Raw genomic sequence first — 13,738 nt, 5'->3', positions numbered from 1 at the left:
GTTCGCAACGCGGGCGATCGGCATTTCCCAATCTGTTTGCTGCAAATTCCGCGATTTTTAACCAATCGCGTTGACCTGACGCAAACGCCTATCCGCGACAGTGGCGCCCGTGGCGATGCGGAGCAGCGACGGATGCTGGACGGAACGGATGAACTGGAGACGGGGCGGGCCTCGCGGCTCGTCTGGGGCGCGATCCTCGGCCTGCTCGCCATCTGCCTGCTCGCGGTGCCGTTCACGCAGGTGACGATCGAGCCGCTGCCGTTCATGGCGCCGCTCGCCATCGGTCTGGCGCTCGCGGGTGCCGGTCGGTATTACGGCACCCGACGATCCGAGCCGAAGATTGCGTGCGCGTTCGACTGCGTGGGTCAAAGCCTCGTGTTCCCGCTCGCGACGGCTCTGGCCTCCTATCTTGTGGTCACGATGGGTTTCCCGATGCAGGACTCAGCCTTCCACCAGCTCGATCTCGCTCTGGGGTTGGACTGGCTGGCCTGGCTGGCCTGGCTCGATCGTCATGCCTGGCTCGCGCCGCCGCTGACCTTCGCCTACAAAACATACATGCATCAGGGCCTCGTGCTGACGCTCCTGCTTTGCTTCTGTGGCCGCGGTATTGCGGCGCGCATCATGATCCTGGCGATGATCATCTCGGGCATTGCCACGGTGGCGCTGTCGGGCCTGTTGCCCGCAGTTTCGATCTTCGAATACCTCAAGCTCACTCCTGCGGATTATCCGAACCTTCGTCCTGCCGCCGGGCTGGTCCATCTGCCCGATGTCCTGGCGTTGCATTCGCGAGAGGCCTTCGTTTTCGACACGACGCGCACGCATGGGATCATCACCTTCCCGTCCTATCACGCGGCGCTGGGGCTCATCATGCTCCTGGCAGCCTGGAGCCATCCGCTGCTGCGCTGGCCGTTCTTCGTCCTGAATGTCGGGATGATCGTGGCGACGCCGATCGATGGCGGGCACTACTTCGTCGATGTGTTTGCCGGCCTGGCGATCGCCGGCGTCGCGCATGTCGTCGCGCGGCGCATGCTGGTGCCGCGGCCGGCGGAGGCCTATGCGCCGCGTCCGATCGGCCAAGCGCAGGTCTTCGGCAAGGTCTTCGCCAAAACTTGATCCGGCCGGCAGCCGCGGGGTGATGAGGGTTTCGTGGTTGGCGCAGGCATGCGGCATGCCTATCTCGGAGGCTTACGTTCAGCCTGCGGGAGCCCTGCCATGCGGATATCGACCCCCATCCTGACCTTTGCCGTCGCGCTCGCCGCAGCCGCGCCCGCCGCCGCCCAGCAGCGCTTTGCGTCGAGCGCGGGCGAACTGTCGGTCGAGACGGTGGCGAGCGGGCTCGAGAACCCCTGGGGGCTGGCCTTCCTGCCGGATGGGCGCATGCTCGTGACCGAGCGACCGGGACGGTTGCGGCTGGTCGGTGCGGATGGGCGGCTGTCGGTGCCGATCACCGGCGTGCCCAATGTCGCCGGGCGCGGTCAGGGCGGCTTGCTCGACGTCGTCCTCGATCCCGGCTTCGCGCAGAACCGGACGATCTACCTGTCCTTCTCGGAGCCACGCGCCGGCGGAAACGGCACCAGCGTCGCCCGCGCCCGACTGAACGAGCGTGGCACGGCCCTTGAAGGCACGAAGGTCATCTTCCAGCAGATGCCGGCGATCAACAGCAGCATGCATTTCGGCTCGCGGTTGGTGTTCGACCGGACGGGCGCGCTCTTCGTCACCGTGGGCGATCGCTACAGCCAGCGCGACCAGGCGCAGAACCCGGGCAACCACATCGGCAAGCTGATGCGCATTCGTCCCGAGGGTGGCGCGCCGGAGGACAATCCCAAGGTCGCAGGCTGGCAGCCGGAGATCTGGTCGATCGGGCATCGCAATGTGCAGGGCGCAGCGCTGCATCCGGAGACGGGGCAACTCTGGACGGCAGAACACGGGGCGCGCGGCGGCGACGAGGTCAATACGCCCAAGGCCGGCCGCAACTATGGCTGGCCAGTGATCACCTACGGCATCGACTATTCCGGCGCAAAGATCGGCGAGGGCACGACCAAGGCCGGGATGGAGCAACCGCTGTTCTACTGGGATCCGTCGATCGCGCCTTCTGGCGCGGCGTTCTACACCGGCGCGGCTTGGCCGGCCTGGAAGAACTCGCTTTTTGTCGGGGCGCTCGCCGGCCAGATGCTGGTCAGGCTTTCGACGGAGGGCGAGACCGTCACCGGCCAGGAGCGTCTGCTGGAGGGGCTGGGCCTGCGCATCCGCGATGTCCGGCAGGGTCCGGATGGGTTTCTCTACCTGCTCAGCGATGCGGCGGATGGGAAAGTGCTCAGGGTGCGGCCGGCGCGTTAACGGTCGATCGTCAGGCTTTCCAGCGCTGAAGTCGAACGCCAGCACATCAGGGTCGCGTGACTTGCCTGCGTCATCGAGGCGAACGGTATCGAGCGTGTCGCCGTCGCCGCGAGCCGGTCGCGACGGGCTTCAAATCCCTATTGGCGGCGCCACATGGCAAGCCATGACGTGCAAGAGAAATTCGGCCGCTCGGAAGACACCTTGATCAGGTTCGACCGACAAGCTGGCCCGGTCGCCGCATTTTGGAGATCGTGCTGGCAACGCGCCTGAACGCAATGGGCTGTCGCAGGGTGCGATGCCCGAAGGCAAAACGGCGCACTTCCCTATCGGTGCATTTTCCGAGACGATCCCTTTATGTCGTAACGCGCAAGCTGATGCACGGCTATCGCTACTGGTCTTTCGCGATCATGGTTTGCGTCGAGTGGGTTGCCAGGCAGAGCCGCTGTCGGCGATCCATTTCCTCCGATCGGCTGACGTTGAAGTCCCAGCACCTGGTCAATGTCATTCAGGCGGCCAGGATGACCGGGCGACCAGAAACCTGAGCGAAGGCGATGCCTTCCAGGATCGGTTTTGTCGTTCTGAGCACGGCCGCGGTAGCTGCACTTCCCCGTCGGTCGATCGCGACTTCGATGCGCCCCGACGGGTGCTCGATGACCACGCGCCGTGGCAGGCTGGCATCCCCGACAAGGCGATGCGCCAGTGTCCCAGGCGTTCCGCAGGCCGTGCCAAGCCCGACAGCGCCGGTGACAGCGAATGCCTTGTGGCAAGCATGCGGCATGAAGTAGCGCGCGGTGATGGTGCCGCCGTTCTGCGGGTGCCCGATCAGAACGGGTTTGGGGATAACCAGATCGGACACATCGCCCAACCCCATCAACCGGCCGGCCTCCAGCCGGATGCGTTCCAATCGATCCATGAACGCTCGGTCGGCATCGAGCTCGGCCGGCGTCTCGCTCCCCGTTTTCCCGAGAGCCGAGGCTTCGATCACGACCAGCGGCATCGCCGCATCAATGCAAGAGATCTTGACCCCCGCGATCATATCGATGGCAGAGCCCGTTGGAAGCAGCTTTCCCGTCTTGGCACCAGCGACGCCCAGAAACTCGAGTTCGACCGGGGCGCCGCTTCCGGGCACGCCGTCTATAACGGTATCGCCGTCATAGACCGGTTTCCCCTTGGGTGTCTGCACCGTGGCGGCGACGAGTTGGCCCGTATTGACGTTATGGATCACCACACGCGTGCGATCTGCCTGGCCCACGACGAGCCCCTTTTCAATGGCGAAAGGGCCGACGGTCGACAGCATGTTGCCGCAGTTGGGAGAGGTGTCGACCACTCGCTCGACGACTTTCACCTGAGCGAAGAGATAGTCGACATCCGCGTCGGGATGTGTCGGCGGCCCTACGATGGCGACCTTGCTCGTCAAGGGATTGCCGCCGCCGAGCCCGTTGATCTGCAGTTCACTACCTGAGCCGAGGATTGACAGCAGCACCTCGTCGCGCAGATCGGGGTCAACGGGGAGGTCAGTCGACAGAAAAACCGGCCCGCGCGATGTGCCGCCTCGCATGAGGGTGCAGGGGATGCGAAGGTGGATTGCCATGGAGGCTCTTCCCTGCGGCTGAAGCCGTGATTGACCGTGTCAGGAATCCGTATCCGTCACGCTGATCATGTTGTGAAATGCGAAAAATTCGATCATTGATATGAAATGCGCATCAATTTCGAACTTTTCGATATCCGAGCCTTTCTCGCTGTTCTTGAGTTGGGCGGCTTCCACAAAGCGGCCGAGATGCTCAACATTTCGCAGCCCGCGCTGTCCCGCCGCATCCAGGCTCTTGAAGCCGCAGTAGGGGCTCCGTTGCTGGAGCGAACGACACGAAGGGTCAGCCCCACGAGCGTGGGCCGGTCCTTCGCTCCGCTGGCGCGTCGCCTGCTCGATGAGTTCGAGGAATCCCTGCTGGGCATCACCGGCGTCGCCGGTCGACAGGTCGGACAGGTCACCATCGCCTGCGTCCCGACCGCAGCCTTCTACTTCCTGCCGCGCGCCATCGAGTCGTTCAGCGCGACCTATCCGCTGATCCGTTTCCGCATCCTGGATCTCTCGGCGAATGACGGTCTTGAGAGTGTCGCCCGCGGTGAAGCCGAGTTCGGCATCAATCTTCTCGGCAGTTCCGATCCGGATCTGGCCTTCACCCCGCTTGTCGAGGATCCTTTCGTGCTCGCATGCCGGCGCGACCACCCCTTGGCCGCCCGAAATGAACTGGCGTGGAAGGATCTTGCTGACCAGACACTCATCGGAGTCAGCCGCGCCAGTGGCAATCGCATGATCCTAGAAAGTGCTCTGGCGAAGGAAGGAATCGGACTGACCTTCAAATTCGAGGTCAACCATCTCACGACGTCGCTGGGGCTCGTCGAACGTGGTCTCGGCGTGTCTGTGCTGCCGCGGCTCGCTACGCCACCACGTGATCACCCTGTCATTGCGACCAAAATCATTGGCACACCATCGGTCTCGCGCACCATTGGTCTGGTTGAGCGCCGAAAGGCACGTCTGGCACCCGCTGCACAGCGGTTCAGAGACATGCTGATCCACACTTGGAGTGCAAGTCCGGAATCACGCCCGAGCAATTGATGTTTTAATCGCATCAATTCGGACAACTATCGCATTTCCCAAACTGTTCGTTTGAATCGAAAGAGATACTCATAACGGGGCCATCAATCGCCCTGAATCAGGAGGGACGAATGACGATGCATCCGACGCGCAGGACCTTGTTCCTCGGCGCCGCCGCTTTCGGGGCAAGCACTACGCTCAGCAAGAGCGCATGGTCTCAACACTTCCCGTCGCGGCCGATGAAGCTACTCGTCCCCTATGCAGCCGGCGGCGGCACGGATGCGATCGCGCGCCTCGTCGCGCAGGGCATAGGCGAAAGGCTCGGTCAATCACTGGTCGTCGAGAACAATGGATCAGCGGGTGGCAACCTCATCACGGCCCAGGCCGCGTCTTCGCCGCCGGACGGCTACACGGTTCTTCTCGCGAACCAGGGGCCGATGGTCGTCAACCCGCACCTGTTCAAGAATGTCAAAGTCGACCCGCTGGCGGCCTTTGATCCGGTGACCTTGATTTCGGACACGCCGCTTGCTCTGGTTGTGGCGCCGAAATCGCCATTCCAGACCGCGCGTGACCTGATTGACCACGCGCAGAAGAACGGTGGAAAGCTCACCTATGGCTCAGCTGGAAATGGCTCTGCAAGCCATCTCGCCGCTGTGTTGCTCGCCAGAACGGCGGGGTTTGAGGCCATTCACGTTCCCTATCGTGGAGCCGGTCCCGCTCTCACCGACCTCCTGTCCGGACAGACCGACTTCATGGTCACCACCGTTCCGTCGGTGCTCGGCCTCATCGAAGGCAAAGCGGTGCGGTTGCTGGCGGTTACGAGTCCGCAGCGCGCCAAGCTCTTTCCCGACGCACCCACGGTGGCGGAACTCGGCTGGCCTGACTATCGGGCGACCGCTTGGTACGGGCTCGTCGTTCCGAAGGGTACACCTGACCCAATCGTCAAAGCTCTTCGCGACGCCACCGTCAGCACGATCAACGGCGACACGATCAGGGAGCGCCTGCGAAACGAAGGGGCAGAGCCAATCGGCAACGAACCGGCAGCCTTCGCGGAAATGATGCGCGCGGAGTCCGAGCGCTGGGCTCGGTTGGTCAAAAGCACGAACATCTCGATCTGACGCTGAGGTCTCGCCGTCCGGCATGGCTGGTAGGTTACATTCCCTTCGGCATCGACCAATCAGCGTCCGGATCGGCAAGGGGCGCGGCGGCTGTCCGACTGGCCCCATCGCGCCCTGTCGGGCGCGGCCTGCACATCCGCGACGTCCAGCAGGGGCCGGACGGCTTCATCTATCTGCTCAGCGATGAAACCGATGGAAAGGTGCAGAGGGTCAGGCCGGCGCGGTTGGGCCTGAAGTCGGCGCGAAGCGGTAGTGCTTATCAACCGGGCGCTTCGCGGCGGTGGGTCGCCAGATGCTCGTGTGCCGGCCGCAAACCTGCTACCGCGCTTCCCGGCTCAGGGTTGGGAATCTCAGGCGATGCAAGACGGCACTCTTTCGATTGGAATCATCGGCGCAGGCATCATGGGCGAGCGGCTGCTGCGCGCCATTCTCGACCAGTCGCCTCCGCTGGTGAACGTCAGCGGTATCTGGGATCCGGAGCCATCGGCCATGGCGCGCATGGCGGCGACGTTCCCGCAGGTTCCGCGGCTGACCGACGCCGCTGCGATCATCGCCGACAGCGACTGCGTCTACATCGCCTCGCCGCCGGCTTCCCATCTCGGTCATGCCCGCGCCGCCCTTGCCGCCGGCAGGAGCGTTTTTTGCGAGAAGCCGCTGGCGGTCGATGTCGCCGAGGCGCGCGCCTTCGTTGCGGAAGCCGGAGACAGAGGGGCCGTCAACTTTCCCTTCGCCTCCTCGCTTGCTGTCGCAACGCTGATGGACTGGATCGCGCAGGGCGCCGTCGGCAAGGCCTCGCGCGTGACGATCGAGGTCGCCTTCGCGACCTGGCCTCGCTCCTGGCAGGCCGATGCCGCTGCCTGGCTGGACGGGCGGCAACAGGGCGGGTTCACCCGTGAGGTCGTGTCGCATTTCCTCTTCCTGAGCCGCAGGCTGCTCGGGCCGTTGCATGGTCTTTCCGCGAGTGTGGTGTTCCCGGAGACTGGGAGGTCGGAGCGCACGATCGAAGCCAAGCTGATGGCCGGAGACATCCCGGTCGACCTCAAGGGGAGTGTCGGCACCACTGCCAAGGACGACCACAACATCTGGATGCTGGAAGGCGACCACGGTGCGGTCCGGCTCTGCGACTGGTCGGTCGCCGAACGCCGCTTGCCCGACGGGACGTGGGAGCCCGCGGCCGACGCGCCGTCGCAGGCGGATGCGCGCCCGATCGCACTCAGGCGCCAGATCGAGGGGGTGCTGAAGCTCACGCGTGGGCAGGCGCATCATCTCGCGACGCTGGCTGAAGCCCTCGACGTTCAGGAGATCGTCGAGGCTATTCTCGCCGATGGTGTGAGGGCCGCAGGGTAATCGACCCCTGGGCTCACACGATCTCCGCCAGCCGCGTGTCCTGTGACAGCACCAGGCACCAATGCGGCTCGAAATCGGCGCCGAGCGGCCAGACGAAATCCTTGAAAATCTCCAGCAGGCGGGACTGATAGCGCTCGAACCAGGCGCGCTGGCACAGCACGAACTTGGTTGCGCCGACGATGGTCTCGCGGTCGATGACACAGAGCGGGACGATGTCGGGATTGGCTTCGAGATAGGCCTGCACCGCGACCATCAGCGTCGGATAGCCGGGGTGAAGCATGTCGTCGAGGACGATCAGCCCGCCCTCGGCAAGGCAGGCGGTGGCCAGCGCGAGATCGCGGGTTAGGGCGGCGCGCGAGTGTTCGCCGTCGATATGGATGAAGCGCAAGGGGGCGCCGCCGGCCTGGGCGAGGAGGTCGGCGGGCGCCATCGCGCCGGCATCGCCCTTGATCGTGCGGCGGCGCTCCGCACCGATGCCGTGCCGGGCGCAATTGGCCTCGAAGCGCTGCTCCACGCCCGGGTCGGGCCAGGAGAAGATGTCGAGCGCCAGCGCGAGCTCGCCCGGTTCCAGCGCATGGGCGAGTGCGATGAAGAAGCGGCCCTCGAAGGCTCCGATCTCGGCGATCGGGCCGGTCACCCCTTCCTGCGTCTGGAGCCGCAGAAGTCTTGCGCAGATGGCGGCCGCGAAGCGCGAGGACATGCCAACGACGCTGTCATAGCCCTCGGCGAGATAGGCCTCGACAGCGGGATGGCCGGGGGAGGGGATGGCGGGCTTCAGATCGTGAGTCATCGCGCCACTGTGACGAGGCGGCAGAGCGCTGTCACGTGGCACGGGGCATCTACCGCCGCTCAGGCCTTCGCATGGAAGATGAAAAAGGCGCCGGCCGCGATCAGCGCGAAACCGATCGCATGGCTCCAGGTCAGGCTTTCCTTCAGCCAGAAAACCGAAAAGCCGGCGAAGACCAGCAGGGTGATGACCTCCTGCATGGTCTTGAGCTCCGCGGCGGAATAGACGGCCGAGCCGATGCGGTTGGCCGGCACCGCCAGCATGTATTCCGGCAGCGCGATCATCCAGCTCGCCAGGATGGCGAGCCAGATCGCCGTGCTCTTGTAGCTGAGATGGCCATACCAGGCGAAGGTCATGAAGATGTTGGAGCCGAACAGCATCGCGATCGGGAGGAGGTGGGCGGTGGTGACGGGGGGCATCCAGAGTCTCCTCTTGGCGAGCGGGAACGCCCGGCTCCCGGCTCTGTTCCTGCGGATGGCGTCAGCTCAGCCGAAGCGCAGCTTCATCGACAGGATCAGCAGTACCAGGCCCAGGGTCAGCGCGTTCGCGGCGATGACCGGCCAGGAGCCGATGTGGAGGCCGTAGCTCAGCCAGAGCGCCGTCCCAGCGGCGAAGAGAGACTGCGTCCACAGCGAGATCGCCTTCGTGTCACGCGTGCGGATGGTCCGCCAAGCCTGGGGCAGCCAGCACAGGCTGGTCAATGCTGCGGCGGCGAAGCCGAGGATCTCGATCGAGGCAGGCGACATGACGGTGTCCACAGGGCGATGCTTCGCCATAATGCGATTCGCGTCGGCCTGCCGCCAAATCAAGCATGGTTAACCTCCGTTAACCGGTGCGCCCTAGTTTCGCGTCATTCCTGCGATTCGGTGGAGACCATGCGAAACCTCATCCTGGCCTTTCCCCTCGTCCTGATCGCCTCCGCCGCCTCTGCGCAAGGCAGCTTCCAGTCCTGCCTGTCGGGATTGCGTTCCGACGCGGCTGCCAAGGGCGTCTCGACCGCGACCTTCGACCGCGCCATGGCCGGCGTCGAGCCGGACATGAAGGTGATCGAGGCGATGAACAACCAGCCGGAGTTCAAGACTCCGATCTGGGACTATCTCGGCACGCTCGTCGACGACGAGAAGGTCGCGGAAGGTCGCAACATGCTGCGCCAGCATGCCTCGACTCTTGCCGCGGCCGAGCAGCGCTTCGGCGTCGATCGCCACACCATCGCAGCCGTCTGGGGCGTCGAGAGCGATTTCGGCAAGGCGCGGGGCAAGATGCCGCTGGTCCAGGCGCTCTCGACCGGCGCCTGCCTGGCGCCGCGCCGCAACGCCTTCTTCAAGGGCGAGCTGATCGCGACGCTGCAGATCATCCAACGCGGCGACGTGCGGGCCGAGCGGCTGTTCGGCTCTTGGGCAGGCGCCTTCGGCCATACCCAGTTCATTCCCTCGACCTATTTGCGGCTGGCCGTCGACGGCGATGGCGACGGCCGGCGCGACCTCGTCGACTCCATTCCCGATGCGCTGCATTCGACCGCGAACTTCATGGACAAGGCCGGCTGGGTCACCGGCGCAAGCTGGGGCTACGAGGTGCGCGTGCCGTCAGGCTATTCGGGCCCGACCGGCCGCAACCCCAAGCAGCCGGTCTCGTCCTGGGCGGCGCGCGGGATCGTCAAGTTCGACGGCTCGGCTTTGAGCGGCTCCGGCAATGCCGGCCTGCTGATGCCGGCCGGGCGCGAGGGGCCGGCCTTCCTCGTCTTCAAAAACTACGACGCCGCCTACAGCTACAACGGCGCTGATTCCTACGCCCTGGCCATTTCCCTTCTGTCCGACCGCCTGCGCGGCCGGCCGGGCGTGCAGGGCGAATGGCCGACCGACGACCTGCCGCTCTCGCGCGAGCAGCGCCGCGAACTCCAGCGCCTGCTGATCGCGCGCGGCTTCGATGTCGGCGAGCCCGACGGCGCGGTCGGCGCGCTGACGCGGGCGGCGATCAAGCAGATCGAGGCCAAGATCGGGATGAACCAGACCGGAAGGCCAGGCGAGAAGGTGCTGCGGGCGCTGAAGAGCGGGCGGGTCTAGGCTGCTGCGTCATGCTCGGGCTTGACCCGGGCATCTCATGACGTGGAAGCTCTGGAGTTCATCTTGCTGGAGATTCTCGGGTCTGCGCTTCGCTCCGCCCGAGAATGACGGCCGGTTCCGCCCCGGAGTGCCCGATGACCCGCCGCCTGATCTCCACCGGCTCGCCCTTCGAGACCGCCTTCGGCTATTCGCGTGCCGTGATCGATGGCGATCTTGTTTTCGTCTCCGGCACGACCGGCTATGACTACGTCACCATGACGCTGCCGGAGGACGCCGCCGAACAGGCGCGCAACATCTTCCGCACGCTCGACGCCGTGCTGACGGAAGCCGGGTCTTCGCTGTCACGGGTCGTGCGGGCGCAGTATTTCGTCACCGACCGGAGCTATTGCGAGCCGGTGCTGACGGTTTGCGGCGAGGTTTTCGGCGAGATTCGTCCGGCGGCGGGGATCTACGTCATCGCGGGGCTGCTGAAGCCGGAGATGAAGATCGAAATCGAGGTGACGGCGCGGCTGACGCGGCCCTGACATCACGCCCGCGACGCTTGCGCGTCGCCGTCACGCGCCCTAATCAGCCGCCACGACAGTTCAAGAAACGGCGAGGCGACGACCATGGCGACCCACAAGCTCCTGATGCTGCCCGGTGACGGGATCGGCCCCGAGGTGATGGGCCAGGTCGAGACGATCGTCTCCTGGTTCGGGAAGCAGGGCCTGGCCTCCTTCGAGATCGAGAAGGGTCTCGTCGGCGGCGCGGCCTATGACGCGCACAAACAGGCGATCTCCGAAGGAGACATGAAACTCGCGGGAGAGGCCGACGCCGTGCTGTTCGGCGCGGTCGGCGGCCCGAAATGGGCGGATGTGCCGTATCAGCACCGTCCCGAAGCGGGTTTGCTGCGGCTGCGCAAGGATCTCGGCCTGTTCGCCAATCTGCGCCCGGCGATCTGCTATCCCGCCCTGGCCTCGGCCTCCTCGCTCAAGCCCGAGGTCGTCGAGGGCCTCGACATCCTGATCGTGCGCGAGCTCACCGGCGGCGTCTATTTCGGCGAGCCGAAGGAGATCGTGACGCTGGAGGACGGTTCCAAGCGCGGCATCGACACTCAAGTTTACACCACGCCGGAAATCGACCGGATCTGCCGCGTCGCCTTCGAGCTGGCACGCACCCGTCGCAACAAGGTCTCGTCGGCCGAGAAGCACAACGTCATGAAGACCGGCGTGCTCTGGAAGCAGACAGTCACGGCGCTGCACGCCAAGGACTATGCGGATGTCGAGCTCGAGCATGTGCTGGCCGACAACTGCGCCATGCAGCTCGTGCGCTGGCCCAAGCAGTACGACGTCATCGTCACCGACAACCTCTTCGGCGACATCCTCTCGGATGTGGCGGCGATGCTGACCGGCTCGCTTGGCATGCTGCCCTCGGCTTCGCTCGGCGCCGAGGATGCTGTCACCGGCAAGCGCAAGGCGCTCTACGAGCCCGTCCACGGCTCGGCCCCCGACATCGCCGGCAAGGGGCTCGCCAATCCGATCGCGATGATCGGCTCCTTTGCGATGGCGCTGCGCTACTCCTTCGGCGCGATCGAGGCTGCCGACCGGCTGGAAGGCGCGATCGCCGACGTGCTGGGCTCCGGCACGCGCACCAAGGACATCGCGGCTGATGGCGCCAACGCCGTTTCGACGACGGAGATGGGCACGGCGATCGTCAAGGCGCTGGAGGCGAGGGGCTGAGGCGCTGGCCTTCTCCCCCGAGCGGAGAAGGGACGGACGCCTCTCCCCCTCGTGAATTGCCGCGCTCCCGCTTTCGTGGCCTAACGGGCATCCACGAAAGCAGAGTGTGTCCGTCATGCTGATCAAGAACCGTCCTGGCTGGGCCATCCCCGAGAGCCAGGCCACGCCTGAATCCGTCTTCGTCAACCGCCGCAGCTTCATGGCTGGCGGCGCAGGTCTGATCGCGGGCAGTGCCCTGCCGCAGCTTGCCGCGGCGCAGGGCGCCGATCCGACGCTGGATCTCTACCCGGCCAGGAAGAACACCGCCTATACGCTGGACCGGCCCGTGACGGATGAGAACCTCGCCGCCAACTACAACAACTATTACGAGTTCGGCACCTCGAAGGACATCGTCGCTTCGTCGAGGCGGCTGGTGTCGCGGCCCTGGACGATCACCGTCGACGGCATGGTGGAGAAGCCTTTCGAGATCGGCTTCGACGACCTCGTCCGCAAGCTGCCGCTGGAAGAGCGGCTCTACCGCTTCCGCTGCGTCGAGGCCTGGGCAATGGCGGTGCCGTGGACCGGGATTCCGCTCAAGGCTTTCGTCGACTTCGCCAAGCCCCTGTCTTCGGCGAAATACATCCGCTTCGAGACCTTCCTCAACCCGCGCATAGCGCCTGGCCAGTCGCAGCGCTGGTACCCTTGGCCCTATACGGAGGGGCTGACCATGGCCGAGGCCGGCAACGAATTGCCGCTGCTGGTCACCGGCATCTACGGCAAGCCGATCCCGTCGCAGCATGGTGCGCCGATCCGGCTGATCACGCCGTGGAAATACGGCTTCAAATCGGTCAAGTCGATCACCAAGATCAGCTTCGTGGCGGAGCGTCCCAAGACCTTCTGGGAGGGGCTGCAGGCCTCGGAGTATGGCTTCTGGGCGAATGTGAACCCGAAGGTGCCGCATCCGCGCTGGAGCCAGGCGAGCGAGCAGGTGCTGGGCACGCGCGAGCGCCAGCCGACGCAATTGTTCAACGGCTATGCCGAGCAGGTCGCGGGCCTCTACAAGGGCCTGGAGGGCGAGCAGCTCTATCTGTGAGTTGCTGCCGGCATCGTCATTGAGAGCGCAGCGAAGCGATCCACAGGGCTGCTTCACTGCGCTCGCGATCACGGGGCGTGACGGCCTATCCCGTGATCGCCTATGCTGGCGTCATGCAGCACTACATTCTCTTCGAGACCGCGATCGGCGCCTGCGCCCTGATCTGGGAAGGCGATCGCATCATCGGGGCGCAACTGCCGGAGCATGATGCCGAGACGGCGCGCCGGCGCCTGGCGAAGCGTGCTCCCGATGCCGAGGAAAACGGTGCTCCACCGGTTTTCATTCGAGCCGCCATGGCCGAGATCGTGGCGCTGCTTTCGGGCGAGCCGCGCGACCTTTCGCATCTGCCGATCGACCTTGCTCGGGTGCCGGCCTTCAACCGCAAGGTCTATGAGGTGGCGCTCGCGATCCCGCCCGGCGAGACCCTGACCTATGGCGAGGTCGCGCGCCGGATCGGTGACTCTGGGGCGGCGCGGGCTGTCGGCGTTGCGCTCGGTCGGAACCCGTTCGCGCCGATCGTGCCTTGCCACCGGATCCTGGCGGCCGGTGGCAAGACCGGTGGATTCTCCGCCGATGGCGGCGTCGAGACCAAGCTGAAAATGCTGACGATCGAGAAGGCCCGCACCAGCGCGATGCCAGGCCTGTTCGATGCCCTGCCGCTGGCGGCGCGGCCCGGCTGAGCGCGATGGGCGGGACCCAGCAA

At 65.3% G+C, this 13,738-nt stretch carries 14 protein-coding genes; 10 read left to right on the top strand and 4 right to left on the bottom strand.

All coding sequences use genetic code 11. The features are described 5' to 3' along the window. Positions 1-132 precede the first annotated feature (132 nt). Together AE618_RS20150 and AE618_RS20145 are read left to right on the top strand one after the other, a co-directional pair. Positions 133-1,113 (top strand): phosphatase PAP2 family protein, encoded by a 981-nt coding sequence (locus tag AE618_RS20150; RefSeq protein ID WP_054210860.1) that lies wholly within the window; start codon positions 133-135, stop codon positions 1,111-1,113. A gap of 99 nt (positions 1,114-1,212) precedes the next feature. Next, positions 1,213-2,337 (top strand): PQQ-dependent sugar dehydrogenase, encoded by a 1,125-nt coding sequence (locus AE618_RS20145; RefSeq protein ID WP_054210859.1) that lies wholly within the window; start codon positions 1,213-1,215, stop codon positions 2,335-2,337. A gap of 505 nt (positions 2,338-2,842) precedes the next feature. Here AE618_RS20145 and AE618_RS20140 read toward each other — a convergent pair. Further along, positions 2,843-3,928, bottom strand: a complete 1,086-nt coding sequence (locus tag AE618_RS20140) for a 4-oxalomesaconate tautomerase (protein ID WP_054210858.1) — start codon at positions 3,926-3,928, stop codon at positions 2,843-2,845. 105 nt (positions 3,929-4,033) lie between these two features. Here AE618_RS20140 and AE618_RS20135 point away from each other — a divergent pair, with 105 nt between their 5' ends. From AE618_RS20135 to AE618_RS20125, 3 genes are all read left to right on the top strand, one after another. Further along, positions 4,034-4,954, top strand: a complete 921-nt coding sequence (locus AE618_RS20135) for a LysR family transcriptional regulator (protein WP_054210857.1) — start codon at positions 4,034-4,036, stop codon at positions 4,952-4,954. 110 nt (positions 4,955-5,064) lie between these two features. Continuing rightward, the gene (locus AE618_RS20130; RefSeq protein ID WP_248310957.1) at positions 5,065-6,051 is read left to right on the top strand and encodes a Bug family tripartite tricarboxylate transporter substrate binding protein; all 987 of its coding nucleotides are present in this window, start codon (positions 5,065-5,067) and stop codon (positions 6,049-6,051) included. Positions 6,052-6,408: 357 nt separating this feature from the next. Further along, complete coding sequence (locus tag AE618_RS20125; protein WP_054210856.1) at positions 6,409-7,398, top strand: Gfo/Idh/MocA family protein; 990 nt, start codon at positions 6,409-6,411, stop codon at positions 7,396-7,398. Positions 7,399-7,411: 13 nt separating this feature from the next. On the opposite strand, the gene AE618_RS20120 is transcribed toward AE618_RS20125, so the two are convergent. From AE618_RS20120 to AE618_RS20110, 3 genes are all read right to left on the bottom strand, one after another. Further along, positions 7,412-8,188 carry a class I SAM-dependent methyltransferase gene (locus AE618_RS20120; RefSeq protein ID WP_054210855.1) on the bottom strand — a complete coding sequence of 259 codons (777 nt, stop codon included), beginning with the start codon at positions 8,186-8,188 and terminating at the stop codon, positions 7,412-7,414. Positions 8,189-8,247: 59 nt separating this feature from the next. Continuing rightward, positions 8,248-8,604 carry a DMT family protein gene (locus tag AE618_RS20115; protein ID WP_054210854.1) on the bottom strand — a complete coding sequence of 119 codons (357 nt, stop codon included), beginning with the start codon at positions 8,602-8,604 and terminating at the stop codon, positions 8,248-8,250. Between the two features lie 66 nt (positions 8,605-8,670). After that, complete coding sequence (locus AE618_RS20110; protein WP_156330388.1) at positions 8,671-8,931, bottom strand: SemiSWEET family sugar transporter; 261 nt, start codon at positions 8,929-8,931, stop codon at positions 8,671-8,673. Positions 8,932-9,060: 129 nt separating this feature from the next. Between AE618_RS20110 and AE618_RS20105 the strand changes: the two genes are divergently transcribed. The 5 genes from AE618_RS20105 to AE618_RS20085 all read left to right on the top strand — a co-directional run bounded on the left by AE618_RS20105 (position 9,061) and on the right by AE618_RS20085 (position 13,715). Continuing rightward, entirely contained in the window at positions 9,061-10,245 is a 1,185-nt protein-coding gene (locus AE618_RS20105) for a lytic murein transglycosylase (RefSeq protein ID WP_054210852.1), read from the top strand. A 134-nt stretch (positions 10,246-10,379) separates the two neighbouring features. Then, the gene (locus tag AE618_RS20100; RefSeq protein ID WP_054210851.1) at positions 10,380-10,769 is read left to right on the top strand and encodes a RidA family protein; all 390 of its coding nucleotides are present in this window, start codon (positions 10,380-10,382) and stop codon (positions 10,767-10,769) included. 84 nt (positions 10,770-10,853) lie between these two features. Further along, a complete protein-coding gene (gene leuB, locus AE618_RS20095) occupies positions 10,854-11,963 on the top strand; it encodes a 3-isopropylmalate dehydrogenase (RefSeq protein WP_054210850.1) in 1,110 nt (369 codons plus the stop codon). Positions 11,964-12,078: 115 nt separating this feature from the next. Next, positions 12,079-13,035 (top strand): protein-methionine-sulfoxide reductase catalytic subunit MsrP, encoded by a 957-nt coding sequence (gene msrP / locus AE618_RS20090; RefSeq protein ID WP_054210849.1) that lies wholly within the window; start codon positions 12,079-12,081, stop codon positions 13,033-13,035. Between the two features lie 113 nt (positions 13,036-13,148). After that, positions 13,149-13,715: a methylated-DNA--[protein]-cysteine S-methyltransferase gene (locus AE618_RS20085; RefSeq protein WP_054210904.1), complete on the top strand. Its 567-nt coding sequence runs from the start codon at positions 13,149-13,151 to the stop codon at positions 13,713-13,715. The last annotated feature ends 23 nt before the right edge of the window (positions 13,716-13,738 follow it).

The sequence above is a fragment of the Allobosea vaviloviae genome, assembly GCF_001298265.1.
In the GTDB taxonomy this organism is placed as follows: Bacteria; Pseudomonadota; Alphaproteobacteria; order Rhizobiales; family Beijerinckiaceae; genus Allobosea; species Allobosea vaviloviae_B.
The sequence above is the reverse complement of the archived record's forward strand: the minus strand, read 5'-3'. Positions and strand labels throughout refer to the sequence as shown.

Excerpts from the sequence above, each read along its gene's own strand:
- AE618_RS20150 (WP_054210860.1), top strand. The coding sequence starts at position 133 with ATGCTGGACGGAACGGATGAACTGGAGACGGGGCGGGCCTCGCGGCTC.
- AE618_RS20145 (WP_054210859.1), top strand. The coding sequence starts at position 1,213 with ATGCGGATATCGACCCCCATCCTGACCTTTGCCGTCGCGCTCGCCGCA.
- AE618_RS20140 (WP_054210858.1), bottom strand. The coding sequence starts at position 3,928 with ATGGCAATCCACCTTCGCATCCCCTGCACCCTCATGCGAGGCGGCACA.
- AE618_RS20135 (WP_054210857.1), top strand. The coding sequence starts at position 4,034 with ATGCGCATCAATTTCGAACTTTTCGATATCCGAGCCTTTCTCGCTGTT.
- AE618_RS20130 (WP_248310957.1), top strand. The coding sequence starts at position 5,065 with ATGACGATGCATCCGACGCGCAGGACCTTGTTCCTCGGCGCCGCCGCT.
- AE618_RS20125 (WP_054210856.1), top strand. The coding sequence starts at position 6,409 with ATGCAAGACGGCACTCTTTCGATTGGAATCATCGGCGCAGGCATCATG.
- AE618_RS20120 (WP_054210855.1), bottom strand. The coding sequence starts at position 8,188 with ATGACTCACGATCTGAAGCCCGCCATCCCCTCCCCCGGCCATCCCGCT.
- AE618_RS20115 (WP_054210854.1), bottom strand. The coding sequence starts at position 8,604 with ATGCCCCCCGTCACCACCGCCCACCTCCTCCCGATCGCGATGCTGTTC.
- AE618_RS20110 (WP_156330388.1), bottom strand. The coding sequence starts at position 8,931 with ATGTCGCCTGCCTCGATCGAGATCCTCGGCTTCGCCGCCGCAGCATTG.
- AE618_RS20105 (WP_054210852.1), top strand. The coding sequence starts at position 9,061 with ATGCGAAACCTCATCCTGGCCTTTCCCCTCGTCCTGATCGCCTCCGCC.
- AE618_RS20100 (WP_054210851.1), top strand. The coding sequence starts at position 10,380 with ATGACCCGCCGCCTGATCTCCACCGGCTCGCCCTTCGAGACCGCCTTC.
- leuB (WP_054210850.1), top strand. The coding sequence starts at position 10,854 with ATGGCGACCCACAAGCTCCTGATGCTGCCCGGTGACGGGATCGGCCCC.
- msrP (WP_054210849.1), top strand. The coding sequence starts at position 12,079 with ATGCTGATCAAGAACCGTCCTGGCTGGGCCATCCCCGAGAGCCAGGCC.
- AE618_RS20085 (WP_054210904.1), top strand. The coding sequence starts at position 13,149 with ATGCAGCACTACATTCTCTTCGAGACCGCGATCGGCGCCTGCGCCCTG.